Annotated in this window: 22 protein-coding genes, 1 other RNA gene and 1 riboswitch; of the genes, 6 read left to right on the top strand and 17 right to left on the bottom strand. The window is 54.7% G+C overall.

Annotated elements, in window-relative coordinates:
- On the top strand, nt 1–198 hold a 198-nt coding region (locus FLS37_RS11285; RefSeq protein ID WP_198314589.1), incomplete at its 5' end, for a transposase domain-containing protein.
- A 276-nt stretch (nt 199–474) separates the two neighbouring features.
- Here FLS37_RS11285 and gcvP read toward each other — a convergent pair.
- The 5 genes from gcvP to FLS37_RS11260 form a co-directional block, all read right to left on the bottom strand.
- Complete coding sequence (gene gcvP / locus FLS37_RS11280; RefSeq protein ID WP_157670028.1) at nt 475–3339, bottom strand: aminomethyl-transferring glycine dehydrogenase; 2865 nt, start codon at nt 3337–3339, stop codon at nt 475–477.
- 222 nt (nt 3340–3561) lie between these two features.
- Complete coding sequence (gene gcvH / locus FLS37_RS11275; protein ID WP_157670027.1) at nt 3562–3948, bottom strand: glycine cleavage system protein GcvH; 387 nt, start codon at nt 3946–3948, stop codon at nt 3562–3564.
- A gap of 170 nt (nt 3949–4118) precedes the next feature.
- Complete coding sequence (gene gcvT, locus FLS37_RS11270; RefSeq protein ID WP_157670026.1) at nt 4119–5234, bottom strand: glycine cleavage system aminomethyltransferase GcvT; 1116 nt, start codon at nt 5232–5234, stop codon at nt 4119–4121.
- Nucleotides 5235–5346: 112 nt separating this feature from the next.
- Nucleotides 5347–5418: non-coding RNA, sX9 sRNA (locus FLS37_RS11265), on the bottom strand.
- Between the two features lie 111 nt (nt 5419–5529).
- Nucleotides 5530–5627: riboswitch (glycine riboswitch) on the bottom strand.
- A gap of 84 nt (nt 5628–5711) precedes the next feature.
- Nucleotides 5712–6182 carry a GNAT family N-acetyltransferase gene (locus FLS37_RS11260; RefSeq protein ID WP_157670025.1) on the bottom strand — a complete coding sequence of 157 codons (471 nt, stop codon included), beginning with the start codon at nt 6180–6182 and terminating at the stop codon, nt 5712–5714.
- Between the two features lie 95 nt (nt 6183–6277).
- Here FLS37_RS11260 and FLS37_RS11255 point away from each other — a divergent pair, with 95 nt between their 5' ends.
- Together FLS37_RS11255 and FLS37_RS11250 are read left to right on the top strand one after the other, a co-directional pair.
- Nucleotides 6278–7081, top strand: a complete 804-nt coding sequence (locus FLS37_RS11255) for a hypothetical protein (protein WP_157670024.1) — start codon at nt 6278–6280, stop codon at nt 7079–7081.
- A gap of 287 nt (nt 7082–7368) precedes the next feature.
- A complete protein-coding gene (locus FLS37_RS11250) occupies nt 7369–7725 on the top strand; it encodes a hypothetical protein (protein ID WP_157670023.1) in 357 nt (118 codons plus the stop codon).
- Between the two features lie 22 nt (nt 7726–7747).
- Here the strand turns inward: FLS37_RS11250 and FLS37_RS11245 are convergent, their stop codons facing one another.
- The 11 genes from FLS37_RS11245 to katG form a co-directional block, all read right to left on the bottom strand.
- Nucleotides 7748–8155, bottom strand: a complete 408-nt coding sequence (locus FLS37_RS11245) for a hypothetical protein (protein ID WP_157670022.1) — start codon at nt 8153–8155, stop codon at nt 7748–7750.
- A gap of 3 nt (nt 8156–8158) precedes the next feature.
- Entirely contained in the window at nt 8159–9433 is a 1275-nt protein-coding gene (locus tag FLS37_RS11240) for a DUF445 domain-containing protein (RefSeq protein ID WP_157670021.1), read from the bottom strand.
- Nucleotides 9434–9734: 301 nt separating this feature from the next.
- Entirely contained in the window at nt 9735–11216 is a 1482-nt protein-coding gene (gene dbpA / locus FLS37_RS11235; RefSeq protein WP_232522577.1) for an ATP-dependent RNA helicase DbpA, read from the bottom strand.
- Nucleotides 11217–11306: 90 nt separating this feature from the next.
- Nucleotides 11307–11612: an AzlD domain-containing protein gene (locus tag FLS37_RS11230; RefSeq protein ID WP_157670019.1), complete on the bottom strand. Its 306-nt coding sequence runs from the start codon at nt 11610–11612 to the stop codon at nt 11307–11309.
- Between the two features lie 70 nt (nt 11613–11682).
- Nucleotides 11683–12411 carry an AzlC family ABC transporter permease gene (locus FLS37_RS11225; RefSeq protein ID WP_232522575.1) on the bottom strand — a complete coding sequence of 243 codons (729 nt, stop codon included), beginning with the start codon at nt 12409–12411 and terminating at the stop codon, nt 11683–11685.
- A 73-nt stretch (nt 12412–12484) separates the two neighbouring features.
- Nucleotides 12485–15613 (bottom strand): efflux RND transporter permease subunit, encoded by a 3129-nt coding sequence (locus tag FLS37_RS11220; protein WP_157670018.1) that lies wholly within the window; start codon nt 15611–15613, stop codon nt 12485–12487.
- Nucleotides 15606–17120: an efflux RND transporter periplasmic adaptor subunit gene (locus FLS37_RS11215; protein ID WP_157670017.1), complete on the bottom strand. Its 1515-nt coding sequence runs from the start codon at nt 17118–17120 to the stop codon at nt 15606–15608. The genes FLS37_RS11220 and FLS37_RS11215 overlap by 8 nt, the downstream gene beginning before the upstream one ends.
- Before the next feature lie 2 nt (nt 17121–17122).
- On the bottom strand, nt 17123–18328 hold the full coding sequence (locus FLS37_RS11210; RefSeq protein WP_157670016.1) for a TolC family protein: 1206 nt from the start codon (nt 18326–18328) through the stop codon (nt 17123–17125).
- A gap of 133 nt (nt 18329–18461) precedes the next feature.
- Nucleotides 18462–18740 (bottom strand): hypothetical protein, encoded by a 279-nt coding sequence (locus FLS37_RS11205; RefSeq protein WP_157670015.1) that lies wholly within the window; start codon nt 18738–18740, stop codon nt 18462–18464.
- Between the two features lie 365 nt (nt 18741–19105).
- Nucleotides 19106–19327 carry a hypothetical protein gene (locus FLS37_RS11200; protein ID WP_157670014.1) on the bottom strand — a complete coding sequence of 74 codons (222 nt, stop codon included), beginning with the start codon at nt 19325–19327 and terminating at the stop codon, nt 19106–19108.
- A gap of 64 nt (nt 19328–19391) precedes the next feature.
- Nucleotides 19392–21599: a catalase/peroxidase HPI gene (gene katG / locus FLS37_RS11195; protein WP_157670013.1), complete on the bottom strand. Its 2208-nt coding sequence runs from the start codon at nt 21597–21599 to the stop codon at nt 19392–19394.
- Between the two features lie 280 nt (nt 21600–21879).
- Between katG and FLS37_RS11190 the strand changes: the two genes are divergently transcribed.
- Nucleotides 21880–24162, top strand: coding sequence for a PAS domain S-box protein (locus FLS37_RS11190; RefSeq protein WP_157670012.1), 2283 nt, complete (start codon nt 21880–21882; stop codon nt 24160–24162).
- 16 nt (nt 24163–24178) lie between these two features.
- Here the strand turns inward: FLS37_RS11190 and FLS37_RS11185 are convergent, their stop codons facing one another.
- Nucleotides 24179–25072 carry a LysR family transcriptional regulator gene (locus FLS37_RS11185; protein WP_232522573.1) on the bottom strand — a complete coding sequence of 298 codons (894 nt, stop codon included), beginning with the start codon at nt 25070–25072 and terminating at the stop codon, nt 24179–24181.
- A 96-nt stretch (nt 25073–25168) separates the two neighbouring features.
- On the opposite strand from FLS37_RS11185, the gene FLS37_RS11180 reads away from it, so the two are divergent.
- Nucleotides 25169–26008: a sugar phosphate isomerase/epimerase gene (locus FLS37_RS11180; RefSeq protein ID WP_157670011.1), complete on the top strand. Its 840-nt coding sequence runs from the start codon at nt 25169–25171 to the stop codon at nt 26006–26008.
- 10 nt (nt 26009–26018) lie between these two features.
- On the top strand, nt 26019–26630 hold the full coding sequence (locus FLS37_RS11175) for a nitroreductase family protein (RefSeq protein WP_157670010.1): 612 nt from the start codon (nt 26019–26021) through the stop codon (nt 26628–26630).
- The last annotated feature ends 103 nt before the right edge of the window (nt 26631–26733 follow it).

Below are 26733 nucleotides of genomic sequence, written 5' to 3'. Positions count from 1 at the left end.
CCGATTGCGATTGGCAAAAAGAATTGGCTATTCGCGGGCAGCGAACGCGCCGGCAAACGCGCAGCCGCCATCCAAAGTTTATTGGCGACGGCTAAACTGAATGGCATTGAGCCATCAGAATGGCTGAAGGACACGCTGGAAAAACTCCCTACCTGGCCGAATAGCAGGATTGATGAGTTGTTGCCGCTGCGCGGCTAGTTCATTTCGATGCAACTGGCGAGGTGGTCACGCCGTACGCATACAAAACGCCGCAAAGGCCGTGATTTGCCTCCACACTTGTATCTGCGCAATCCACTGCGGGTCAATCGCAGCAGAGAGGGTGGCAAAGTCGTAGTCAAGCTCTGAGCGAACGCGTTGGGTCGGCATAAAAAACCGTGATGGTACGTAGAATAGGGTTGTGATGAGCAGAAAAAATGCCGTTCACTTGGCTTAAGTGAACGGCATTAGGAGCTAGACTCCCCTTTTTTAACTGACTTAGCTGTAATTGTCCATGCTCGGGCAAGAACAAATCAGGTTACGGTCGCCGTACACGTCATCAATCCGGTTTACCGATGGCCAGAATTTATTATCCAGCACGTACGGCAATGGGAAGAACGCCGTGTCGCGGCTGTAGGCGTGGTTCCACTCGCCTGAAATATCGCCCTTGCTGTGTGGTGCGTTTTTCAGCGGATTGTCTTCCAGCGTCCACTCGCCGCCCTCTACTTTGGCGATCTCGTTGCGAATCGATACCATCGCAGCGATAAAGCGATCGAGTTCAGGTTTAGCTTCTGATTCAGTTGGCTCAATCATCAGCGTACCCGCTACTGGGAAGCTCATCGTTGGTGCGTGGAAGCCGTAGTCCATCAGGCGTTTGGCGATATCGACTTCGGTAATGCCGCTCGCCGCTTTCAGCGGACGAATGTCGATAATACATTCGTGCGCTACGCGGCCATTGGCACCGGTGTACAGCACTGGATAATGCGCGCCGAGTTTTTTCGCCACGTAGTTGGCGTTCAGCAGCGCGATTTCTGTCGCATTCTTCATGCCCGCCGCGCCCATCATCGTGATATACATCCACGAAATCGGCAGAATCGACGCCGAGCCAAACTGCGCCGCAGACACTGCGCCTTGACCCTGCGCTACGCTCGCATCACCGACGGTAATCGGCGCTACTGCGTGGTTCGACATAAACGGAGCCAAGTGCGCCGCCAAGCCGATTGGCCCCATACCTGGGCCGCCGCCGCCGTGTGGAATGCAGAAGGTTTTGTGCAGATTCATGTGGCTAACATCCGCGCCAATGTCGGCTGGACGAGTTAAGCCCACTTGCGCGTTCAAGTTCGCGCCGTCCATATACACCTGACCACCAAACTGGTGAATCGTCGCGCAGATTTCTTTTACTGCGGCTTCAAACACACCGTGCGTCGACGGGTAGGTCAGCATCAAGGCCGCCAGATTATCTTTGTGCAACTCAGCTTTGGCTTTCAGATCAGCCACGTCCACGTTACCGCTTTCGTCGCAATCAACCACCACCACCTGCATATTCATCATTTGCGCAGTCGCTGGGTTGGTACCGTGCGCTGATTTTGGAATCAGGCAGATATTGCGGTGCGCATCGCCACGGCTTTCGTGGTAACGGCTGATCGCCAGCAAACCAGCGTATTCGCCCTGTGCGCCTGAGTTTGGCTGCATACAAATCGCGGCAAAGCCAGTGATGGCTTTGAGCTGGTCAGCCAAAGTATCCACCAAGATTTGGTAGCCTTGCGTTTGTTCGCTTGGCGCGAATGGGTGGATATTGCCAAATTCTGGCCAAGTCACCGGAATCATTTCGCTGGTCGCGTTGAGTTTCATCGTGCAGCTGCCCAATGAAATCATCGAGTGATTCAGCGCCAGATCACGGTTTTCAAGGCGTTTTAAGTAACGCAACATTTCGTGTTCGGTGTGGTAGCTATTGAATACGGGGTGCGTCAGGTAGGCCGAAGTACGTACCAACTCAGCTGGAATTGCATCGCTAGCCGCCGCATCGAGCGCAGCTACATCGACGTCTTTACCAGTAAATACTTTGAGCAAGGCCGCCAAATCGTCAGCCGACGCTGCTTCGTGGAAAGCCACGCCCAATACGGCATCGCTGACTTGGCGCAGATTGTAGCCCGCGTCTTGTGCAGCTTGGTAAACCGCAGCAGCGTTACTCAACTCAACTTGTACCGTATCAAAGAAAGCGTTGTGCACCACTTTGCCGCCCGCTTGTACGACACCCGCAGCAAACAGCGCAGCCAAACGGTGTACGCGTTGCGCAATGCGTTTCACGCCCGCTGGGCCGTGATACACGGCGTACATGCCGGCCATATTGGCGAGCAGTACTTGCGAAGTACAAATATTCGAGTTGGCTTTTTCACGGCGGATATGTTGTTCGCGCGTTTGCAGCGCCATACGCAGCGCTGTTTTGCCTTTGGCATCGATCGACACGCCGATAATACGGCCCGGTGCCGAGCGTTTCATCTCGTCTTTAAACGCGAAATACGCAGCGTGTGGGCCACCAAAGCCCATTGGCACGCCAAAGCGTTGCGTGTTACCCACCGCCACGTCTGCGCCCAATTCGGCTGGTGATTTCAATACCGCGAGCGACAATAAATCCGCAGCAACAATCGCGACGCCGCCTTTGGCTTTCAGCGCTGCGATCGGGCCAGACAAATCAACTACGACGCCATCGGCGCCCGGATATTGGAACAGCGCACCGAAGTAATCGCCATTAGCAACGTCAGTCGCAGCGCCAACTACGACTTCAAAGCCGAAGTATTTTGCGCGAGTGCGCACCACATCTAGCGTCTGGGGCAATACCTGCGAGTCAACAAAGAACACGTCGGTTTTGGCTTTCGATACGCGACGCGCCATCGCCATCGCTTCAGCAGCCGCAGTCGCTTCGTCGAGCAAAGAAGCGTTCGCCAATTCCAAGCCAGTAAAGTCGATGACCATTTGCTGGTAGTTCAGCAAGGCTTCCAAGCGGCCTTGTGCGATTTCCGCTTGGTACGGCGTGTACGCGGTGTACCAGCCTGGGTTTTCCAACACATTGCGCAAAATCACGCCCGGCGTCAGATTGGGGTAGTAGCCCAAGCCGATGAATGATTTTTTGATGATGTTTTTGCTGGCGATGGCTTTGAGTTTGGCCAGCGCTTCGTGCTCTGGCAAAGCATCTGGCAAGTTCAGCGCTTGGTTAAAACGGATATCAGCCGGAATCGTTTGGCCAACCAGATCATCCAAAGATGTGGCGCCGATTTCGGACAACATCGCAGCTTGATCGGCGCTGTTTGGGCCGATGTGGCGAGCAACAAACTCGTCACGATTAAACAAAGTAGAAAGCGTCATGGGGTACCTTCAGGGTCAAGGCGTAGCAAAGCGCAGCCTCAAAGCTGCGCTTTGCGATAAATTATTCTTTTAAATCAGAGCAATACCAATGCAGCACAAATTCGTGCGAGAAGCCCGATGGCAAGGCAAGCTATCCGCGAAAAACCGGAATTGACATCAGGTCAATGAGGATTTTGAGCGGGTGGCTTAACGCCGCCAGCGGGTTTCGCAGCCGGATTTGTCTTAGGCGCCGATTTCTTTGGTGTATTCTGCTGCCGTGAGACATGAGTCGAGATCAGCCGCATTCGCTGGCTTCACGCGGAAGAACCAAGCCGCGCCGTATGGATCGGTGTTCGCCAATTCTGGCGAGCCTTCCAATTCCACGTTCACTTCAACCACTTCACCGGCGATTGGCGCGTAAACGTCAGAAGCTGCTTTTACTGATTCAACCACACCCGCTGTCGCGTCCGCAGCCAATTGCGCGCCTACTTCTGGCAACTCAACGAATACGATGTCGCCAAGCAATTCTTGTGCGTGGTCGGTAATACCGATGGTTACGCTACCGTCTTCTTCAAGACGCAACCACTCGTGGCTGTTTACATATTTCAGTTCTGCTGGAACATTGCTCATGACGCTATCCTCTAGGGTATTTAATTGGAAAAATTGGTTTAATTCATTTGCAGAGCAATACCCTGCATTAAGCACATCCAAAAGTTCACACGCAAGGCGCGAAGCCGCTGACAGTACATTGGGTACGGCTAGGCGGAGCAAGGCCGCGTGTGAGCTTTTGATTTAAAATATTATTCGAAAACTTTTTTGCCGTTGCGTACAAAAGGCATTTTCACCACGCGTACATCGGTCAATGTACCGCGCAAATCAACTTGCGCCTTCGAGCTATTGGCATCAGTCGCGGCTGGAACGCGCGCAATCGCCACCGAATGTTTGAGTGTAGGCGAGAAAGTACCGCTGGTAATTACGCCTTCGCCAACGCCTTCAACGACCACTTTCAAGCCTTCGCGCAATACGCCACGGCCTTCGAGCACCAAGCCCACTTGCTTCATGGCAACGCCCGCCGCTTTTTCGGCTTCGAGAGCCGCGCGGCCAATGAAGTTGCGATCCGCAGGCTCCCACGCAATCGTCCAGCCCATGCCCGCTTGCAGTGGCGACACGGTTTCGTCCATATCGTGGCCGTACAGATTCATACCGGCTTCCAAACGCAATGTGTCGCGCGCGCCCAAGCCGATGGGCGCTACGCCAGCGCCGATCAGCGCTTTCCAAAAGAGTGGCGCTTCATCCGCTGGCAACATGATTTCAAGGCCGTCTTCGCCGGTGTAACCGGTGCGAGCAATAAACCAGCCCTCTTCTACCGAGCCAAATGGGAAACCTTGGAATACTTTCAGGCCTTTGATCGTGCTTTCCCACTCTTCGTGCAGCACTTTGCAGGCTTTTTCGATCGCGTTCGGGCCTTGTACCGCGATCATCGCCAATTCGCGGCGAACGGTTAATTCAACCGCTCGGCCTTCGGCTTGCTTGAGCATCCACGCGATGTCTTTGTCGGCCGTACCGGCGTTCACCACCATGCGGTAGCCGTAGTGCGTCAGATACACGATCAAATCGTCGATGACGGTGCCTTCCGGCGTGAGCATGCCGGAATACAGCGCCTTGCCTTCAAAGCCGAGTTTTTCCACGTCGTTGGCGATCAAGGTGCGCAGCCAGTCTTTCGCGTCCGCGCCAGTAATATCGATCACGCACATGTGCGACACGTCAAACATGCCAGCATCAGAGCGAACGATTTCGTGTTCTTTGAGTTGAGATCCGTAATGGATAGGCATCGCCCAGCCGGCAAAATCAACGATTTTGGCGCCAGCGGCAAGGTGTGAATCATACAGCGGTGTGGTTTTAGGCGTTGCGGTCATAAGACTTCCTTAGGGTATACCCTCGTAGGCCGCTACTTTATTGATGTAGCGGGCAACACCCCTCTGTCCATGTACCTGAGATTTTCCGGCCGCAATAAGTGCAAGGGAATGAGGTTAAACGCAGCGAGCAGCTGTTAGCGCATTGAGGCCGGAGCACAGGAACCGGAGCGTACATGTAGTACGTGAGGATTCCGAGCACCGCCCGAGATGCGATCACAGCTCGCGCAGCAAGTTTAAACCATTCCCGCCGTTAGCCCCTTCGGTGGCTCTTTAGAGCACTCTCCAGAGTTTTTACTTCGATTAAACAGTCCTGAAACCTGAGCGATTCGCGGGTGCCATTGCGCCTTCGGTGGTATTTGTACACAGACAAATACGCTCTCCTGCTTAATGGGCTGGATTATCGGGGGAAGTGGCGGCATTGGCAAGCCAGCGAAGCGATTATTTAGCCGTGCAAAAGATGAACGCGAAAGCCTGCTCTTAGTTTGCCGCGAGCAAGAGCTCTTTGCACAAAATGGCCTGATCTTCTTCGACAAAGCCGATTTTCTGATAAAACTGGTACGCCGGTACGGCACGGCCGGTATTGAGAAAAGTCCAGCGATAGCCTTGCGCGTACAGGCGCTGCTCATATTCGGCAAACAAGCGCTTGCCCAAGCCCTGCCCCTGTAATTGCGTATCGACACAGAATTCCTTAAGGAAAAAGTGCCAACCTTCGATCCAGCGCTCGCCCCAGCCAAACACCAAGCCCACTGGTACCTCATCGGCCAACATGCCCAGACCATAAAAACGCGGAAACTGGCTAAACGCGGAAAAACGCTCGCGCACTGCATCAATTTGCCAGCCGTCATGCCACGGCGCGGCGTTAAATACGCGCAAATATAGATCGCAAAACGGAGCCAGGTGATCAGGGGTGAGTTCTACAAAGCGCAGCTGCATCGGTCTTTTTACCATCAGGGTTTCATTGCTAAAGCGCGATCTTAGCAGCAAAATACTTACAGAATAAAACAGCTTTTAAAAATATAAAAATCAGCCTTTGCGAGACCAGCATGAATCTGAAAACGCGCCACCCTTTGATTTTACCCGGCCTGATTATGGCGGCCATTGCGCTGGGCATGCTGATCCACGGCCCGATTACGCAGTTGCCCAACTACCACCATTTCGCCGACCGCCGCGTGTGGCTGGGCATTCCGAACGCTGCCGATGTGCTATCCAATCTGGGCTTTGTGCTCGCCGGTGGCTGGGGATTGATGCGGCTGGCACTCAATCGCCAACTGGTGCCCAGCGCACGCGTGGGCTATGGCCTGTTTTTTGCCGCAGTATTGCTAACAGCCTTGGGCTCGGGCTGGTATCACCTCGCTCCCGATAATGCACGGCTGATTTTTGACCGCATCCCGATTGCAATCGCCTGCGCCGCCCTGCTCGCCGCGGTCTGGCAGGAATGCCACGGCCAGCACGAGCGCCGCAGCGTGCAGATGCTCTATTGTGCGGCCTTGGCGCTGCTGGCTTATCTGAGCGTCTGGTGGTGGCAATACACCGATAGGCCTAGTTTTGCCGCAGCCGATTTACTCAGCCCAAGCCCGGCACCAGGGCTGGGCGATTTGCGAGCTTACCTGCTGCTACAAATGCTACCGCTGATTCTGATTCCGCTGCTGCAATGGCAAGCGAAGATCAGCAGCGCCCAGCGCCGCGCTTTTGGCGCAGCGATTGTGCTGTATGCGCTGGCCAAAATCGCCGAGCTGCAAGATCACGCGATGTTTCACCAGCTCAGTATCATCAGCGGCCACACCCTGAAACACTTGCTTGCCACAGCGGCAGCAGGCGTGCTGGTCTGGCAGATGGGGAGACGGTAAATTGAGCCCGTTGTACTTCTGCTTACACTGCTAAATGCCAGCCATGACTGAATCACTACTGGGGTATATTCATCGAGCAATCAGCGTAAATGGCCTGCAGAGCAATACCAAGCCATGTATACGCAGCCCCTGGGAGTAGCATGATGCATATCGCCCCCAGTGCGCAGCCAACCCATTAAAGTGCTGGGCAGAAGCGGTACTTTCATCGGAACAATGACATTGATCACACCGGCAGCGCGGCTTCATGCTTGTATAATTTGTGAAACATTTTGCTGCAGCGCCAGATCATGCCTATTCCACCCAGAAATATCCTCAAAACTTTAGTCGTTACCTCCACCCCTGCCGAATATCCGTGGGACGAATGGCTGGATGTGGCCAGCAGTTATGACGAGGCGGTTGACCTGATCAATACGCAGTCATACGGGCTGATTTGCGCCGAGGCCGCGCTAAGCACCGACAATTCCAGCGCGGCGCGCCTGTGCCGCTATATCCGCAAGCAAGGTCTGCACACGCGCTTTTATGAAATGCGCTCGGATTACAAAACGGCCGATGCGCGGATTATTATGCATTTTGGTGGTGATGGCGTGGTTGATCGCGGCTTGAAAACTGTGTTTGCCATGGCCTGTGGCATGACTACGTTTTAAATAGCGACGCTCGTTCACGCCATTACTTTAGATTGTCATGATAAAAAAACAGACTCCCCGTGCTCATGGCGGAGACTGTTGCAATATTGATATTTACTTCAAAACCAAAAATCCACCAAAGCCCAGCCACCAGCAACCCCACGAGCAAAGTAGCCAAGACGGCACCAGCTTTCAAATTGGCACCGTGTTGAGCTGCCACATTTGTCACCATGATCGGGTTCAAAGGATCTGGATACAGAAACTCACGAAAGTACGGTAATTTGGGAATGATGACTGTTTGACAAATAACGCCAATGCTAAACGCAGCACAACCATGCAGTATTCGGTCAAAATCAAAGAATATTTTCTCGGGCATCAAAATCCAAAGAAAACACATCAACAGCATCGCGGCAAGTAAATGCAAAAAATATCGCTGGTTCAATAGATTCATTTTTCAAATCACCGCCTGATGTAATCCATATAACCCCACCCCAATCAAGCCGCCGACCAAAGTGCCGTTGACGCGAACATATTGCAGATCGACGCCGACGTTGACTTCAAGCCGCTCGACCATCACCTCGTCGTCCCAGGCCTTCAGTTGTTCGGCGATAAAGTTGCCGACTTGGTGGCGGTAACGTTTGACGAGTTGGCCAGCTGCGATGCGCGCGTGGCGGTTGAGCCAGTCGGACAGGCTCTCGTCCATTGCCAGCCGTTGCGCCAGATGGCTTAATCCTTGCGCCAGCTTACCGCGCAGCGCCGATTCGGGCTCTTTCAGTTGCAGCGACAGCAAGCCAACAACGCCGAGCCAAACTTGATCGAGCGCGTTCATTAGCTCAGGCTCGGCCAGCATTTTTTGCTGCGCAGCGGCTAGGCGTGCTTGCAAAGCGGCGTCGGTTTTCAGCCGTTGTTGCAGCTGATTCAAGGTCTCGTCGATATGCAATCGCAGCGCATGATCGTCGTTTTCCCGCATCCCCTGCACTTCACGCGCGGCGGCGTGGACCAATTTGCGTGCCAAGTAGCGCCCGCCCGCTTCGTCAAGCGCAATCCATTTTAAATAATCGAGCTCGGCGGCGATCAGGTGCGCGAGGTGTTGTTGTAACTCGGGTTTTTGCAATTGCGCATCTAGATGATTAAACACCGCGTCGAGCAGCGATTGTTGCGCGCCGCTATGACGGACAAATTGCAGCACTTCGGCGGCAGGCGCAGCCAAATCAAGCTTGCCCAATTGGCTGCGCAAGAGTTCGCGCAATTGCGCCTGCATCGCCGGTTCGGTCAAGCTTTGCAAAATATAATGAAACAAATTGGCGAGCTGATCGGCGCTTTGCCGCGCATTCGCCGGCTGCATTAGCCAGCCCGATAATTTGGCAGCGGGGTTAAATTCGCTGACCTTGGCCATAATGCGCTCGGTCGACAGAAAATGCGCTTCGATAAATTCGCCCAGACTATCGGCGATGCGGTGTTTGTTTTTCGGAATAATCGCCGTATGCGGTATCGGCAAATTCATCGGCTGGCGAAACAGCGCGGTGACCGCAAACCAGTCGGCAAGGCCACCGACCAGCGCGGCCTCGGCAAAGGCTTCGACAAAACCCAGCCAGCGCCAATCCGGGTACTGCATGCGTAGCCAGATCACCCAGACCAGCAGCAGCGCCATGGCGATCAACAGCCCGGTGGCTCGGCGCTTCATGGCGCGCAGGCGTGCTAGCTTGGCAGAATAAAGCGCAGTGGGCATGGCAGATACCTTGCGTAAGGGCTTGCCTTGAGTTTACGCAAAATTAAGCCGAACGTCTTGTCGGGCAGCAAGGAAAACGTAGCAAGCACTAAGGGTATATACCTGAAGAACAAATAATTATTGTTCTGCAAGCACATACCCTAATAACCCACCAAACTTAACAGGCCTTTGAAAAGGTAGCGAGAGCCTCAAAGGCAAGGCAAAAAATGGCGAAAAACCGGAATTTACAGGTAGTAAATGAGGATTTTGAGCCGTTTTTTAACGCAGAATTTGAGTCTCGTCGTAGTTTTTCAATGGCCTGTTAAACGATACGCACTTTCACCGCTTTGCCTTTGAGCTTGCCTTTGTCATTGCCCAGGCGCTTGATCACCTGCGTCGCATGGCGGCGATCAACAGCGACGTAGGTTTGAAATTCGAACAGGTCAATCTTGCCGATCGATTCAAACTGCAAGCCGCCATCGCCAGTCAGCGCACCAACAATATCGCCCGGGCGTACTTTCTGCTTGCGGCCGGCGTCAAAGCACAGCGTTGTCATTTTCGCTGGCAGCGCAAAATCGCCTTCCACCGTCAAATCATCCTCGCGCCCTTTGGGCAGCTCGGCTTTCAGGTATTCCTCGATCTGGCGTTGGCGCTTGGTTTGACTCGGGCTCACCAAGCTGACCGCGTGGCCTTTATTACCGGCGCGGCCAGTACGGCCAATGCGGTGCACATACACTTCAGGGTCGTGCGGCAATTCGTAATTCACCACCAAGGACAATTCTTTAATGTCCAAGCCACGCGCGGCCATATCGGTGGCGACCAAAATCGGGCAGCTGCCATTGGCAAAACGCACCAGCATTAAATCGCGGTCGCGCTGATCGAGTTCGCCATGCAGCGCAATCGCATCAAACCCGTCTTCAACCAGCGAATCGGCCAGCGCCATGCAATCGGCGCGGGTATTACAAAACACGACGCTGGAGGTCGGTTGGTGGTGCGCGAAAATGCGTTTCAGCAAATCGGGCTTGTCGGCATTGTCTTTGACCGCGTACGCCGCTTGCACGATGTACGACTGATCGTGCAGCGCCTCAACCGTCACTTCGACTGGGCTGCGCTGAATGCTGGCCGACAATTTGCGGATGCCTTCTGGGTAGGTTGCCGAGAACAACAGCGTTTGGCGCCATTTGGGCAAAAAGCTAATCACATCCTGCACTTCGCCGCCAAAGCCCATATCGAGCATGCGATCGGCCTCATCCAGCACCAGCGTGCTGACTTGCTTCACGATCAGCGTTTCTTTGTGCAAATGGTCTTGAATCCGGCCCGGTGTGCCAACGACGACGTGCGCGCCGTGCGCGAGAGACGCGGCTTGCGGTGCCAATGGCGTACCGCCGCACAGAGTCAGGATTTTTAAATTCGGCAAATGGCGACCCAAGCGGCGCAAATCTTTACTGACCTGATCGGCCAACTCGCGCGTCGGGCACAAAATAAGCGCCTGTGGGCGAAACAAGGTTAGGTTCAGTTTATGCAGCACGCCAATACCAAACGCCGCCGTTTTACCGCTACCGGTTTTCGCTTTGGCAATTAAATCGCGACCATCGAGCACCAGCGGCAAGCTGGCGGCCTGAATCGGCGTCATAAATTCGTAGCCTAGGCTGGCAAAATTATCGTGCCAATCTGGGCTAAGTTGTTCAAGCGAGGTAAACGGCGTTTTTTGCGACATGGATTTAAAACCTTCAAAAAAGTGCTGCACTTGCCATCGCCAGCGCTCAACGCGAATGCGTTTCGCGATGCGCCGACCCAATGGCAAACGGCCTTGCTTGGGTTACTCTCCAAAGCAAAGCCGTTGAATAATTTACAAAATTTGCGGCATTGTACCTGATTTTGACCCGAACAGGATTTAGTGCTGCGTGAAATAGCGCAGCAAGTAATACACGAGCATGCCGGCACTAATCGCCAGCAGTAGCCGTTTGCTGCGCCACATCACCACGCCGGTCGCCAGCATGCCCCACAGTTGCGGGTTGGTCAGATTGGTATTGAGCTGCCCTTGGTGTAAAAACACTTCGGGAATCACAATCGCCGTTAGCACCGCCACGGGCACGTACACCATCGCTTGGCGTAGGCGCGGCGGTAATTTATCGCCAACGCCGGGCAGGAAAAACACCAGACGCAGCCCGTAGGTCACCAGCGCCATGCCCAAGAGCATTAAACAAATCGACAGTATATCCATCTATACCACACCCCAATTAAATTACAGAGCCATACCAAGGAACGTATTAGGCTGTTTGCGTTTTACTTATTGGCTCAAAGCGCGCGGCAGCCATCCCTGCTGCCACGCCCGCCACGACTGCCAGCATCAAGCCCAATTTATACGGCAAGGCCGCCGCGAGTAGCGCCGTTAGCCCAGCGGCAATGGCTGCAATCAGCTGCGCGCGCGTCAGCAGCATCGAGACGACAATGCCGGTAAAGGTGGCGACCATCGCAAATTCCAGCCCCCAGTGTTGTAGCTGCGGCACCGCTTGGCCGAGCAAAATCCCAACCGCGGTAAACACCACCCAACAGCTGCAATTACACAGGCCAGAGCCCAACATAAACGCATCGATACGCGTCACTTTTTGATTCAGGCCCGACTGCACCGCAGCAAAAGTTTCATCGGTCAGGAAATACGCCAAGGCCGCGCGCCGCCAAAATGGCACATTGGCGAGCGGGCCTTGCAAAGTGGCGCTGTACAAAGCGTGGCGCAAATTCACCACCAAGGTCGTCAGCACAATCACCGGCCATGTTGCGCTGGCAGCGAGTAAAGTTAAAGCCAAAAATTGCGCAGAGCCGGCGTAGACCAACACCGACATCGCCAGCGCAGCCCACGGCGGCAAGCCGGACGGCGCGGCCAGCGTGCCAAAAATAATCGCAAACGGCGCCACCCCCAATTGCATGGGTAAGGTGGCGACAAAGCCTTGTTTGAAGGCCATAGCGGCTGGGCTGGTGTGATTCGTTAATTTCATCATGCCTCGATGCTAACACGAATTTTGGTGTAAGCATCGAGCGCCAGCGCAACAGCCAACCGACCTTCAACAAAGCCTAGGCCGCGCTTTTACTGCGCATCAATAAATACGCCGCCGGAATCACAAACATCGACAACAGCGGCGCGGTAATCATGCCGCCAAGCATCGGTGCGGCGATGCGGCTCATCACTTCGGAACTCGCGCCCGTGCCCCAGACAATCGGCAATAGGCCGGCCAAAATCGTCGCCACCGTCATCGCTTTGGGTCGCACGCGCTGCACGGCGCCATCACGGATAGCGTCAAACAAAATCGCGACACTCGGGGTATTGCCCTCTGGGCAGCGTGCATGAAGGGCTTGCTTCAGATACAGCAGCATTACCACACCAAACTCAGCCGAAACGCCCGCCAAGGCGATAAAGCCAACGCCCGTCGCCACCGACATATGAAAGCCGAGCAAATACAAGAACCAGAAACCACCCACCAAGGAAAACGGCAGCGTCGCCATAATCAGCACCGCTTCATCAATGCGCTGGAAAGTGAAATACAGCAGCACAAAGATAATCAGCAAGGTTGCTGGCACAACGAGTTTGAGTTTGGCGTTGGCGCGTTCTAGGTATTCAAACTGCCCCGAATACGACACGCTAATGCCCGGTTTGAGCGTCACGTCTTTGGCAATCGCCGCTTTCAGAGCGTCAACCACTTGCACCAAATCGCTGCCGCGCACGTCGATGTAAATCCACGACGACAGCCTTGCGTTTTCGCTTTTCAGCATCGGCGGGCCATCGCTGATTTTAACGTCGGCGACCATGCCCAAAGTAATGCGCTGGCCGATGGCGGTAACAATCGGCAAATCTTTCAGTGCATCGGGCGAATCGCGCAATTCACGCGGGTAGCGCACATTAATCGGATAACGCGCAGCGCCCGAAATCGTCTCGCCAATATTTTCACCGCCGATCAAATTGGACACCACCGATTGCAAATCAACGACGTTCAGCCCATAGCGCGCCGCATCCGCACGGCGAATATCGATGTCGATATAACGTCCGCCAGTTAAACGCTCGGCCAAGGCCGACGACACACCGGGAACGGTTTTCGCGACTTTCTCGATGTCCAGCGCCATCTCGTCAATCGTCGCCAAATTATTGCCGGCGATCTTGATGCCGATCGGGCTTTTGATCCCAGTGGCCAGCATATCGATGCGGTTGCGAATTGGCGGCACCCAGATATTGGCCAAGCCTGGCACTTGCACCACGCGATCGAGCTCGGCGACCAATTTATCCGGCGTCATCCCTGCGCGCCATTGCTCACGCGGTTTAAAGCGGATTGTCGTTTCAAACATTTCCAGCGGCGCGGGGTCGGTCGCCGTTTCAGCGCGACCGGCTTTACCAAAGACGCTATCGACTTCAGGCACGGTTTTGATCAATCTATCGGTCTGCTGCAGCAATTCGCTGGCTTTGGCCGCCGATAAACCCGGCAGCGCCGTTGGCATATACAGCAAATCGCCCTCGTCCATTTGCGGCAAAAATTCACCACCCAGCCGCGAGATCGGCCACGCCACCGTTACCAAGGTCAGCACCGCAACGAGCAAGGTCATTTTTGGCTTGCGCAGCACGATTTCGATCAGCGGCTGATAAAGGCGAATCAGCAAGTTATTGAGCGGATTGCGGCGCTCGTCTGGTATTGCCCCACGTATCCAATAACCCATCAGCACCGGAATCAGGGTAATCGACAGGCCAGCTGCGGCGGCCATCGCGTAGCTTTTGGTAATCGCCAGCGGGCCAAACAAGCGCCCTTCTTGCGCTTCGAGCGTAAACACCGGAATAAACGACAGCGTAATAATCATCAGGCAGAAAAACAGCGCAGGCCCAACTTCGGCGGCCGCCTCGCCGATGACATCCCAGCGCGCCTTGCCGACGAGTTGCTCTCCCGGATGCGCGTGCTGCCAGTGTTCCAGCTTTTTATGCGCGTTTTCGATCATCACCACTGCCGCGTCGACCATCGCGCCAATCGCAATCGCTATCCCGCCCAAGGACATAATATTGGCGTTCACGCCCTGATAATGCATGACGATGAACGAAGCCAAAATACCCAGCGGCAGCGAAATAATCGCGACCAAGGCCGAGCGCAAATGCCAGAGAAACACCAAGCACACCAACGCAACGACGATCAGCTCCTCGATTAATTTGAAGCTCAAATTTTCAATCGCAGTATCGATTAAATGGCTGCGATCGTACACCGGCACAATCTCTACGCCAGCTGGGAGACTGGTTTTGAGCTCGGCGATTTTGTCTTTGACCGCGCTAATCGTCTCGCGCGCGTTTTTACCCGAGCGCAATACGACAATCCCGCCAGCCACTTCGCCTTCACCATTAAGTTCAGCAATGCCACGGCGCATTTCTGGCCCAAGGTTGACTTCGGCCACATCGCCCACCGTCACCGCAACGCCATTGCCGCCGGTTTTGATGGGTATCGCTCGAAAGTCGTCCAGCGTTTTCAGATAACCACCGGCGCGCACCATGTATTCGGTCTCCGCTAGCTCGAGCACCGAGCCGCCGGTTTCCTGATTTGCGCCGCGCAAAGCTTCAACGACGTCCATATGGGTGACGTTAAAGCTGGCAAGTTTTTCCGGTGAAATCTGCACCTGATATTGCTTGACCATACCGCCGACTGACGCGACTTCAGCAACACCGGGCAGCGTTTTCAGCTCGTACTTCAAAAACCAATCTTGCAAGCTTCTAAGCTCGGCAATACTGCGCTGCCCCGTTTTATCGACCAACGCGTATTCAAAAATCCAACCCACACCAGTGGCATCGGGCCCTAAAGCCGGTTTAGTACCCGCCGGTAAACGCCCTTGCACTTGATTAAGGTATTCCAACACGCGCGAGCGTGCCCAGTACAAATCGGTTTTATCTTCAAACAGCACATAAACAAACGAGTCGCCAAAGAAAGAAAAACCGCGCACGGTTTTAACGCCGGGCACCGACAGCATCGTCGTGGTTAAGGGGTAAGTAACTTGGTCTTCAACGATTTGCGGCGCTTGGCCCGGATAGGTGGTGCGGATAATCACTTGCACGTCGGACAAATCGGGCAAGGCGTCGATCGGCGTATTTTTCACCGCCCAAACGCCCCACACCGTCAGCAGCACCGTGGTTAGCAAGACCATAAAGCGATTTTTAATCGACCAATGAATAATCGAACTAATCATGGTGATGCCCCCCTTTTACCGCTGCTGACGCGGCATTATTAGCCGCCGCAGCTTTGCCTTTAACGGCAATACGCGAGATTTTTGGCGCGCCGTCTTGCTCGATCAGCGTAAATTCAACCTTGTCGCCGACTTTTAACGCAGCCAGTTGCGACAGATCGATGACGTCAAACGGCATGGTCATCGCAGGCCAGTTGAGGCTGGCGATCGGGTCGTGCGCCAGCACCAGCTCGTCCTTGCTGACTTTTTTCACTTCACCAGTACCGAAATGCTCGGCGACGGCAACCGCCTTGCTGTCTGCCTGCGCTGTTGATTCGCCTGTTTTCACACCCATTCGCGCCAACACACCGCGCAAGCTCGCTTCCGAATCGATCAAGAATTGCCCAGACACCACCACTTGCTCACCGGCGTTTAGACCTGCCACGATTTCGGTCTGCCCGCCCGCGCTGGCGCCCGTCTGCACCTCAACCGGAACAAACGCACCTTTGCCGTCGCTGGTGATAATCACTTTACGTTTGCCCGTTGCAATCACCGCGTCGCTCGGCACCAAGATCGCGCTCTTCATTTCGCCATTGAATGCAATTTGTGCGTACATGCCTGGGCGGATTTTGCCTTTGGGATTAGGCAACTCAAGCCGCACCCGCACAGTGCGGGTTTCGGTGTTGATCACCGGCAAAATAGCGCTGACCTTGGCGCCAAAAGGCTCGTTCGGCCATGCGGCAAAGCGCACTTGCGCGGCACTGCCAACGTCGATTTGGCCAATCTGAGCTTCTGGCACTTCGGCTTCAATCCATACGCTGGCCAGACCATTGATCCGCGCTAAAGCTTCACCGGCTTGCAGCATCATGCCTTGGCGCACCATCAATTCAGCCACCACGCCAGCGCGCGGCGCGGAGATCGTCACGACAGGCGACGCGACGCCGGTTTGTTCCAATTTGGCGATTTGCGCGCTACTCATGCCCAGTTGCAATAGCCGCGATTTGGCTGCGCTGCCCAATTGCGGATCGCGCCGTAACACCAAATATTCGTTTTGCGCCGCCAACCATTCAGGCACGCGTACGTCGGCCAGGGGGCTGCCCGCTGCGATCACGTCGCCCGCCGCCAGTTGATACACGCGCTCGACAATGCCTGCGGTTCTGGCTTGCACAATCGCAACGTCTCTATCGTTTAGCACTACGCTGCCCGCAGCCTGCACGCCGCTTTGCAATTGGCCCGCAACGGCGCTGGCGATTTTCAAGCCGGTGTTTTGCGTCAGGCCCGCGTCGATGCGTACTGCGGCGGTGCCAGCGGGGTCGGCGTATTTGGGCACCAAGTCCATATCCATAAACGGCGACTTGCCCGGTTTATCAAAATGCACCTCGGGCTTCATTGGGTCGTACCAATATAATGGTTGCGCGCCCTCGGTTTTGCCTTGGGGTATAGGCTGGTTAGATCCAGCCATAAAGTAGCCTGCGCCAATACCCGTAGCGAGTAATGCAATAGAAGCAGCGATGACGGTGAGTTTATTCATGATTATTGTTCCCCGGTCAGAAAGTGAATTTGCGTGGCTTTACTGGCCAGCTGGGATTGCAATTCGATTTGGCGTAACTGGCTTTTCAGTTTTTGCGTGCGAGCGCTTAGGACTTGATCGGCGCTGGCGCTGCCAGCGCGGTAATTGGCAACGGCGAGCGCCACTTGCTGCTCCAACAGCGGCAGCACTTGCGTTGCTTGGCGTTGCAACTGGCTTTGTAGCGCGCGATATTCAGCGCTGAGTGTGGTGTAGTTTTGCTGCAAACTCGCTTGCCGCACCGCTACTTCAGCTTGGCTGCGCGCTATATTGGCCAGCGCCGCGCGCTCTTGCGGTGCGATTCGACCCGATGAGAACCAAGGCATATCGATGCTAACTTTCAGCATGCCCATATTGTCGCCCATCGTGCCGCGGGCATAGCCCAGCTCTACGCCCCAATCGACGTCTTTTTGCGCGTTCGCCAGCGCCAATTGCGCTTGCGAGCTAGTTAACTGCGCTTGCGCCATTTGCATTTCGGGTTGCGTTTGCAGCCCATCGGCTTTCGCCAGCTGCATGACAAAGGCCGGTAAAGAGCCCGTCACGCTTTGCTCTGCGGCTTTGGGGCCGATCCAGCGCGCCAGCTGCGCTTGCGCTTGCTGCTGCTCGGCGTGCAGCGCGTCAAGCTCGTCGGCCAGCATCAAACCTTCCAGCTGTGCACTCAAGGCCTCGTTCGCGCCGCCAGTAGCGGCCAAGCTGGCTTTGGCTTTGGTCTGCATCAGCTGGTTTTCTTGCTGCTGCGCCTGCAGTTGGTCGATTTTTTTCGCAACGAAATACAGCGAGAGCCAAGCATTGGCCACTTCTTGGCGCACGCTTAGACGCGTCGCTAGGCTTTGGCGCTGATTCGCCGCTTGTTCGGCCTGCGCCATTTGCCGCTCGGCAAGGCGTTTTGATGCACTTGGAAACTCTTGCATCACGCCGATGCTGCGTTTGCTTTTGCTCAGATCAAAGCGCGAATCGCCACTGAGCTGAACGTCATCAATCCCTAGGCTCAGTTTAGGGTTGGGCAACAAGCCTGCAGCATTGCTCATTTCAGTCGCCGCTTCATCGGCTGCGCGGCGGGCGGCTATTTCGGGGGCGTTTTGCTCAGCCAAGGACAAAGCCTCGTTAAAACTGAGCGCGTAAGTGTTGGCGCTCAATAGGCTAAGCGCCAGCGCCAGAGTTCGGGTCAACATAGGAAACTCCCAGATTCGAATGAATTGGGGCCACGGCGACGTGTAGCAAGCGGATAAAAAGGCCTTAGATCACAGCCACAAGGGACGGATCACTACACGCAGCACCGGGCCACGACGGTTCGAACTGGGTAGGCTAATTGCGGAAAACTTGGTATTGAATACGCAAGGGGCGCGCGTAATGATCGAGCGAGGCACTGGCCAGATCAAAGCGCTGGGGCTGCGGCTCGCTTTGCGACAACATCGGCGCAAAAACGTAGGCCAGTAGAAATAATGGAGGCGGAAGATTTGGAGTACGGCTATCGGCCGATTGATCGTCTTTTTGGCAATGCGCTTTGCAAAGTGGCTCTTGCTGCTGAACCATGGTTTGCGAATCACAATCGGGCATGCCTTGCATCCAATTGAATGTCGACATGCTAACAGAGCTGACCGGCTCAATCTGAGCCGGTTGCATACACGCGTACGCCGCCACCGCCAGTTGGGTCATCACCAACAAGCAAATCGTAAACAGCGAAATTACAGCCTTGCGTGGACGCATTGAGCAATACTCTAAATAGACCGTTTAATCTTACACGCGAACGATGCGCTGACGCCAGTCAGCAATTGGCATCGTTCAAATTGGCTTGACCTAGATCAAGCAAAACCGACGGTATTGGTTTTGCTGCTTGACGAGAGATTCAATCACCCCAAACGCAATCTGCAAACCAAATGTCAACACACCCTATGCAGTAAAAAACATGGAGCAAGTGAACGACCAAGGTATTTAGTCCAATTATCCGCCTACGCGCCAAAAATCAGCCCGAAAGGCGCAACACCCAGTTGCATCGGCAAAGTTGCCAGGAAACCGGACTTGAAAGACTGCAGTGATGGAGTTGGATTGATCAAACGATGGTAACTGGCGAGGGCGAAATTAAACAGGCTGGTTTCCCCAATCTGATTTCCCCATCTGCGGCAGACGAAAAAAAGCTGATGCGGCTTTGCAGCCAGCATCAGCTTGTGCACATCGTGATGGTGAGAGATGCTGGTGAGGAATTACGCCCCGGCACCAGCATCAACAGCAGCGCAATCAGGCCAGATCGAAGCGATCCAGATTCATCACCTTGCTCCAGGCAGCGACAAAATCTTGGACAAACTTGCCGTGTGCGTCACTAGTTGCATATACCTCGGCCAGCGCGCGCAGCTGCGAATTGGAGCCAAAGACCAGATCGGCCAATGTTCCGGTCCATTTGAGCTCGCCCGTTTTGCGATCCCGACCTTCAAGCACGCCAGCAGTCGCGCTGGCCTGCCATTTGGTGCCCATATCGAGCAGATTGACAAAAAAGTCATTGCTCAACACCTCGGCGCGTTTGGTCAGCACGCCATGCTGGCTCTGGCCAGCATTGGCATTCAGTACGCGCAAGCCGCCGATCAGTACGGTCATTTCCGGCGCGCTCAAAGTCAGTAATTGTGCCTTGTCGATCAACGACTCCGCTGCCGCGCCTTCCAAGCCCGGTTTGCTGAAATTGCGGAAACCATCGGTTTGCGGCTCAAGCACTTTGAATGAATCAACATCGGTCTGCTCCTGGCTGGCGTCGGTGCGACCCGGCGCAAACGGCACAGTCACAGTGACTCCGGCTTTGGCGGCAGCCGCTTCGACTGCGGCACAGCCACCGAGCACAATCAGATCAGCCAGCGATACTTTTTTCCCGGCACTCGCACTGGCATTAAAGTTTTGTTGGATATCTTCCAGCTTGGCGAGAACACGCGCCAATTGCGCAGGCTGATTAACTGCCCAGTCTTTTTGCGGCGCCAGACGGATGCGCGCACCATTGGCACCGCCGCGCTTGTCGCTTCCACGGAAGGTCGATGCCGATGCCCAGGCGGTATTGACCAGCTCGGCAATCGACAGACCTGACGCCAGCAGCTGCGCTTTAAGGGCGGCAATATCGCTGTCATCAACCAGGGCATGATCGATGGTTGGGATTGGATCCTGCCAGATCAGCACTTCAGCAGGCACCAGCTTACCCAGATAGCGGCTGCGCGGACCCATATCGCGGTGTGTCAGCTTGAACCAGGCGCGGGCAAAAGCATCGGCAAAAGCTTGCGGGTTCTGATGGAAATGGCGCGATATTTTTTCGTAGGCCGGATCAAAACGCAGCGACAAATCGGCGGTGGTCATCATTGGCGGGTGTTTTTTCGCCGGATTGTGTGCGTCGGGAATCATATGCTCAGGCTTGCAGTTTTTGGCCACCCATTGGTACGCGCCAGCCGGGCTTTTACTCAACTCCCACTCGTAGCCAAACAGCATGTCGAAATAGCCATTGTCCCAAGTAGTCGGATTGGGTTTCCAGGCACCTTCGATCCCGCTGGTAATCGTATGCTCGCCTTTGCCGCTGCCAAACTGGTTAATCCAGCCTAAGCCTTGCTCTTCAATACCCGCCGCTTCGGGCTCAGGCCCGACGAGCTTGGCATCGCCAGCACCATGCGCCTTGCCGAAGGTGTGGCCACCGGCCACCAGAGCCACGGTTTCTTCGTCGTTCATCGCCATGCGGGCAAAGGTTTCGCGTACATCGCGGCCAGACGCAACAGGATCAGGATTGCCGTCCGGGCCTTCAGGGTTCACATAAATCAAGCCCATCTGCACAGCGGCGAGCGGGTTTTCCAGCTGGCGATCCCCCGAGTAACGGCTATTGGGTTTGTCACTGGTCGCCAGCCAGGATTTTTCCATCCCCCAGTAGATGTCTTCTTCGGGCTCCCAGATATCGGGGCGGCCACCGGCAAAACCAAAAGTTTTAAAGCCCATTGATTCCAGCGCGACATTGCCAGCCAGAATCATCAGATCGGCCCAGGATAATTTCTTGCCGTATTTTTGCTTGATCGGCCACAGCAGACGGCGGGCTTTATCCAGATTACCGTTATCGGGCCAGCTATTGAGCGGCGCGAAACGCTGATTGCCTGTGCCAGCACCACCACGACCATCGTGAATGCGGTAAGTACCGGCGGCGTGCCAGGCCATGCGGATCATCAAGCCGCCATAGTGCCCCCAGTCGGCTGGCCACCAGTCCTGAGAGTCGGTCATCAGCACTTTGAGATCATTCACTACAGCGTCCAGATCCAGTGTTTTGAATTCGGCAGCATAGTCAAATGTATCGCCCATCGGATCGGATTTGGATGAATGCTGGTGCAAGATTTTCAGATTAAGCTGATTGGGCCACCAATCGGCATTCGATTGCGCACCGGTCAGCGTCTGTTTGTTGGCTACACCCGAAAACGGGCATTTTGCTTCATTTGACATGGCATTCCCCTTTGGAAAATGAGCACTAAATAATAATGGTCAAAAGTTCTAGCCCGATGCCAACTGCTACGCAAAGCGCAGCAGGAAACACGGGAATTTTTGCCTTGCTGCTTCACGGATTTACTTTAGGCTTGCGCGGGCTATACATCAAATTGCATTTACCAATCAGGGTGATAGCCTAAACTGTGCTGGAACATCTTGAAAATAGCGCGCATTGAGTCAATTGAAGGATTCCCCGCCACCAGTCTGGCGCCAAGGTATCCGAGCTGGATATATCCATATGCAAGTAGCCGCCCTGCCCGACAACGAAACCGAACGCCTGTACGCCCTGCATAATCTGTGTGTTCTGGATACCGAGCCGGAAGAAGAGCTGGATCGGATTACCCGGTTGGCAGCACGTCACTTTGATGTGCCCATCTGCCTGATCTCGCTGATTGATCAGAATCGCCAGTGGTTCAAATCGAATGTGGGCCTCAATAGCACGCAATCCTCACGCAAGGAATCATTTTGCGCACATGCAATACTGCATTGGGGCGCGTTTATTGTTCCTGATGCGGACAAGGACGAGCGCTTTGCCGACAATCCTGCCGTCACTGGCTATCCCTTTGTGCGCTTTTACGCAGGCTATCCAATCCGCTCGCAACAAGGCTATGCACTGGGTACGTTATGCCTGATTGACACCCGAACACGTACTTTCTCCGATGATGAAAAAGCCGATCTGCACGATTTTGCCGTCATGGTTCAAACCTATTTTCAGACTCTGGAAAACGAACAGCACATTGACCAGGTAGAGCGGCATTTGGCTGAAACCGAAGCCATCTTTCAGCAGGTTTTTGCGCAAGCCGCTGTCGGTATTGCCATCATTTCACCACAAGGGCAATGGCTTAAAGTGAATACCAGTCTGTGCAAACTGGTTGGCTATAGCGAGACCGAGCTGCAAGCCCTGACATTTCAGCAAATCACATTTCCAGACGATTTGCAGATTGACCTGCAGCACCTAGATCAGCTGATCAGGGGTGATATTGCGACTTATACGCTGGAAAAACGCTATATCCGCTCTAATGGCCAGATCGTCTGGGTTGAGCTCACCGTGTCACTGATGCGTGACGCGCAAGGCCAGCCCTTGCACTTTATTTCGGTGCTCTCTGACATTGATGCCCGTAAACAGGCCGAGTTTGCCCTGGCCGATTTACGCCACAATCTGGAGCAGCGTGTCGAGATACGCACGGCAGAAATGGCGGTGGCGATCAGCCAGCTGAATCACCAGATGGAAAAGCGGATTGAAATCCAGCAAGAGCTGCAGGCGGAAAAAGAGCGATTCCAGATTACGCTGGAAAATGCCGTCGATGCCTTTATTGAAATTGATCAGGATGGCCAGGTCGTCGCCTGGAACCGTGCTGCCGAACACATTTTTGGCTGGTCACGCAACGAAGCGCTGGGCAGAAAGGCTGGCGAAATGATTATCCCCGCCCGGCGACGCCGCCCATACTGGGCTGCGCTCAAGCGCTATCTGAAGCAAGGGCAAAGCGGCACATTGGGTCGGCGGCTGCAAATTGTGGCCTGCCGCAAAGATGGCGAAGAATTCATCGCCGAACTCACATTGAGCGAGAACCGGATTGGCGAGCAGCGTCTGGTCGATGCATTTGTGCAAGACGTGTCAGTGCGCGAGGCGGCAAAAAAGGAAATTCTGGAACACCGCCGGCTACTCAAAGCCGTGACCGACCATTTGCCGGCACTGATTGCCTACGTCGACACCTCCTTGCGTTATCTTTTTATCAACCAGGTTTTTCAGGACTGGTTTGGGATTAGCGCCGAAGCCTTACTGGCGATGCGGGTCACCGATCTGCTCGAAGAATCAACCCATCTGCAAATCAGTCCGTATATGGACAGGGCACTGGCCGGAGAGCAGGTGGCTTTTGATAGCGAATTGAACACCTTGCAAGGCTGCCTGCATGTTCACGTCGATTTTATTCCCCATATTGATGAGCTTGGCAAAGTCACTGGCTTTTATATTCAGGTGCAGGACATCACCCAACGTAAACAGCTGGAAAACCAGCTGGCATTTGAAGCCTCGCACGATCAGCTCACCGGCTTGCCCAATCGGCGCGCTTTTATGCTGGCGCTCGACGCCGCCATTGCCCGCGCTAAGCGGCATCAGCAGCCAATGGCATTACTGTTTTTGGATCTGGATGGTTTCAAGCAGCTGAACGATGCGCATGGGCATGAGTTTGGCGACAAAGTATTGCAATATTTTGCCGCAACAATCAGCGCAGCCAGCCGCGAAACCGATACCGTCGCCCGCCTGGCTGGTGATGAATTTACAATGATTCTGGAAGACCTAGGAGACAATGACAATGGTGCAATACAGGTTGCCCAGCGGATTCTGGAGCAACTAGCGGTGCCCAGCCTTATCGATGGCCACAGTGTGCAACTGAGCAGCAGCATTGGCATTGCGCTGACCCACAGCGGCGATGAACTGGCGGCCGAGCTGTTGCTGGCCAAAGCCGACGCCGCAATGTATCAGGCCAAAGCCGCAGGCAAAGGCCGCTTTGCACTGAACTGAGCGCATGGCTGATGGTTTATAGCTGGCGCGGCAATTGTGCCAGCAGATAATCAACCATACTGGTGAGCTTGGGTCTTGGTCTGGCATCAGGCAAATACAATAAATGAACCGGCAAGGCTGGCGGCAAAAAATCGGGCAACAGCGGTATTAATCGCCCGGCACGAATATCTTCGGCCAGCAACACTTCGGGCTGCAGCACAATCCCCGCACCGTGCAGCGCAGCTTGCCGCAACGCCTGGCTATCATTGCAGGCCAGACGGCTTTTTGTTGGCCAGGCTTGCTGATTAAGCTGTAGCGGCTCAGGCCAGCCCTGCCGGTGCCCCCAAACCAGATGAGTCAGGCAGTGATGCCGCGCCAGATCGGCTGGCAACTGCGGCGTACCGTGCTGTTGCAAATAGGCAGGAGACGCACACAGCAGCATGCGGTAGTCGGGCAAGGCGCGTGCAACCAGATTGGCATCGCCCAATGCACCAGTGCGGATGGCCAGATCAAAACCGTCTTCAATCAGGTCAACGCGGGCATTGCTCAAGATCAGCTCCAGCTTCACTTGCGGATATTGCACCAGATAATCGGCCAGCAAAGGTGCAATCAGCATGGCCCCCAGATTAACCGGGGCGCTGACTCGCAGCAAACCTTGCGGGGCCACTTGCAGGCTTTCTATCGAGCTTTCGGCCCAGCGCACCTGTTCCAGGATTTTCTTGCAATTATCAAAGTAGCTGATACCCGCCATCGTCAAGCTTTGTCTGCGCGTGGTGCGCTCGATCAGCCGGGTTCCCAGCTGAGTTTCCAGCTGCTGGATATATTTACCCACCATCACGGCCGAAATATCCAGCGCCTGAGCAGCGGCACTAAACCCGCCCTGCTCGACTACGGCCACAAATACCGCCATGCAACGCAGTTTGTCCATCATTACTAACCATGAGTTAACAATGATCTAATTCTAGCCGTATTTATCAATCAATTGATTTGCATAACAATCCATTTATTCCTTTAGCAGAGAACACGCATGCATCTATCCTGCACCAGCCGCCCCTATCAGGCACTTCCTTTTACCCAGGCTTGCGCGATGATTGCTGCGGCAGGATTTGACGACGTGGCCGTGTTTTATAACCAGAGCAATCATGGCCCGGCCATTGCCGTCACTTCGGACAGCAGCGCAGCCGATATTGCAGCTGCACGTCTGGCTTGCGCCAATGCGGGGCTTAAACCATCGCTTCTGCTGGCGGGCGAATGGCCAGCGAGTCAGGCGCTGAGCAAAAGCACGGCTCAATACCAACGCCTAATTGCGAACGCTCACCAACTGGGAGCGAGCGCTCTGCTGGATTTCGGCTGCGAATCGCCCGCTTTGCTACCCAGCTATCTGGCCCTGATGGAGGCCATTGCGCCGATGGCGCAAGAAGCCGGCATCCACATCACGATCAAACCCCACGGCGGTATAAGCACACAACCAAAGCAGTTATTGGCGTTGAAAGAGATACTCCAGTCCGATGTTTTCATGCTCAGCTTTGACCCCGGCAATCTGCTGTTTTACAGCCAGGGGCAGATCAAGCCCGAAGATTGCCTGGCACAGCTGGCCCCTATCAGCGGCAATCTGATTATCAAGGATTATCTCGTCGGGCCAGCAGGCCCGACGGTTCAGCTCAATCCGGGTGACGGCTGCGTTGATTTTCCAGCCTTGCTGCAAGGGTTTACCCGCCACCGGTTTAGCGGCCACGTTTATCTGGAGTGTGTGGCGGGCGAGCAGATCGCAGAAATTCACCGCAACGTCCAGCTAAGCCAGCAACGCATCACGCAATGGATCAGTTCGAGCACAGAGCTTGAATCAGCCGACTCAATCAACCCTTAAGGAGCCCACCATGCCCATCAAAACCCTGATCGAACAGCGATTTTCCTGCAATTATTTTGATCCTGCCCATCGTTTGAACGAAGCCGACATTTCCGAGCTAGTCAGGCTTGCCACACTGGCACCCAGCGCTTACAACGGGCAAAACTGGCAATTTATTGCAGTTCATTCCAGTGCTAGCAAACAAAAGCTGCTGCAACACGCTTATGGCCAGCAAAAAGTAGCCGATGCGGCAGTGACTTTTATCGTCTGCGGGCGGCTGGACTTGCATCAGCAATTGGCCCGCACTCTGGCTTCGAGCGTGAGCGCAGGAATTTTCACGCAAGACTTGCTCGATACGATGGTGCATTACGCCAGCGAGGGCTATCACAATCAGCCGCAGCGACAGCGCGATGAAGCCATCCGCTCGGCATCACTGGCAGCGATGACGCTGATGCTGGCAGCTCAAGGCATGGGGCTGGCAAGCTGCCCGATGATCGGCTTTGACGCTAATGCCATTACACAGGAATTTGGCCTGTCCACGCATGAAATTCCGGTTATGCTCATCGCAATCGGCCAGGCTGCAGACAATAACTGGCCACAAAAGCCCAGAAAACCGCTCACCGAAGTACTCACTTTTGCCTGAAGCAAGCTGCAGAACATTTCTGGAAATAGTCAGGGTATATCCACCAAGAGCTTATTGAGCAAAACTCCTGGGCATATACCCTGACGCAACAACCCCCAATTGG

Source organism: Chitinibacter sp. GC72, from assembly GCF_009760905.1.
In the GTDB taxonomy this organism is placed as follows: Bacteria; Pseudomonadota; Gammaproteobacteria; order Burkholderiales; family Chitinibacteraceae; genus Chitinibacter.
This window is presented reverse-complemented; position numbering and strand designations above follow the sequence as displayed.

What these genes read in the sequence shown, in the direction of transcription:
- FLS37_RS11230 (WP_157670019.1), bottom strand. Translation starts at nt 11,612, where the DNA reads ATGCTCTTGGGCATGGCGCTGGTGACCTACGGGCTGCGTCTGGTGTTT.
- FLS37_RS11205 (WP_157670015.1), bottom strand. Translation starts at nt 18,740, where the DNA reads ATGTCGACATTCAATTGGATGCAAGGCATGCCCGATTGTGATTCGCAA.
- FLS37_RS11250 (WP_157670023.1), top strand. Translation starts at nt 7,369, where the DNA reads ATGCCTATTCCACCCAGAAATATCCTCAAAACTTTAGTCGTTACCTCC.
- FLS37_RS11190 (WP_157670012.1), top strand. Translation starts at nt 21,880, where the DNA reads ATGCAAGTAGCCGCCCTGCCCGACAACGAAACCGAACGCCTGTACGCC.
- gcvP (WP_157670028.1), bottom strand. Translation starts at nt 3,339, where the DNA reads ATGACGCTTTCTACTTTGTTTAATCGTGACGAGTTTGTTGCTCGCCAC.
- FLS37_RS11175 (WP_157670010.1), top strand. Translation starts at nt 26,019, where the DNA reads ATGCCCATCAAAACCCTGATCGAACAGCGATTTTCCTGCAATTATTTT.
- katG (WP_157670013.1), bottom strand. Translation starts at nt 21,599, where the DNA reads ATGTCAAATGAAGCAAAATGCCCGTTTTCGGGTGTAGCCAACAAACAG.
- FLS37_RS11245 (WP_157670022.1), bottom strand. Translation starts at nt 8,155, where the DNA reads ATGAATCTATTGAACCAGCGATATTTTTTGCATTTACTTGCCGCGATG.
- FLS37_RS11260 (WP_157670025.1), bottom strand. Translation starts at nt 6,182, where the DNA reads ATGGTAAAAAGACCGATGCAGCTGCGCTTTGTAGAACTCACCCCTGAT.
- FLS37_RS11240 (WP_157670021.1), bottom strand. Translation starts at nt 9,433, where the DNA reads ATGCCCACTGCGCTTTATTCTGCCAAGCTAGCACGCCTGCGCGCCATG.
- FLS37_RS11225 (WP_232522575.1), bottom strand. Translation starts at nt 12,411, where the DNA reads ATGATGAAATTAACGAATCACACCAGCCCAGCCGCTATGGCCTTCAAA.
- FLS37_RS11180 (WP_157670011.1), top strand. Translation starts at nt 25,169, where the DNA reads ATGCATCTATCCTGCACCAGCCGCCCCTATCAGGCACTTCCTTTTACC.
- FLS37_RS11255 (WP_157670024.1), top strand. Translation starts at nt 6,278, where the DNA reads ATGAATCTGAAAACGCGCCACCCTTTGATTTTACCCGGCCTGATTATG.
- FLS37_RS11215 (WP_157670017.1), bottom strand. Translation starts at nt 17,120, where the DNA reads ATGAATAAACTCACCGTCATCGCTGCTTCTATTGCATTACTCGCTACG.
- FLS37_RS11210 (WP_157670016.1), bottom strand. Translation starts at nt 18,328, where the DNA reads ATGTTGACCCGAACTCTGGCGCTGGCGCTTAGCCTATTGAGCGCCAAC.
- gcvT (WP_157670026.1), bottom strand. Translation starts at nt 5,234, where the DNA reads ATGACCGCAACGCCTAAAACCACACCGCTGTATGATTCACACCTTGCC.
- FLS37_RS11185 (WP_232522573.1), bottom strand. Translation starts at nt 25,072, where the DNA reads ATGATGGACAAACTGCGTTGCATGGCGGTATTTGTGGCCGTAGTCGAG.
- FLS37_RS11220 (WP_157670018.1), bottom strand. Translation starts at nt 15,613, where the DNA reads ATGATTAGTTCGATTATTCATTGGTCGATTAAAAATCGCTTTATGGTC.
- gcvH (WP_157670027.1), bottom strand. Translation starts at nt 3,948, where the DNA reads ATGAGCAATGTTCCAGCAGAACTGAAATATGTAAACAGCCACGAGTGG.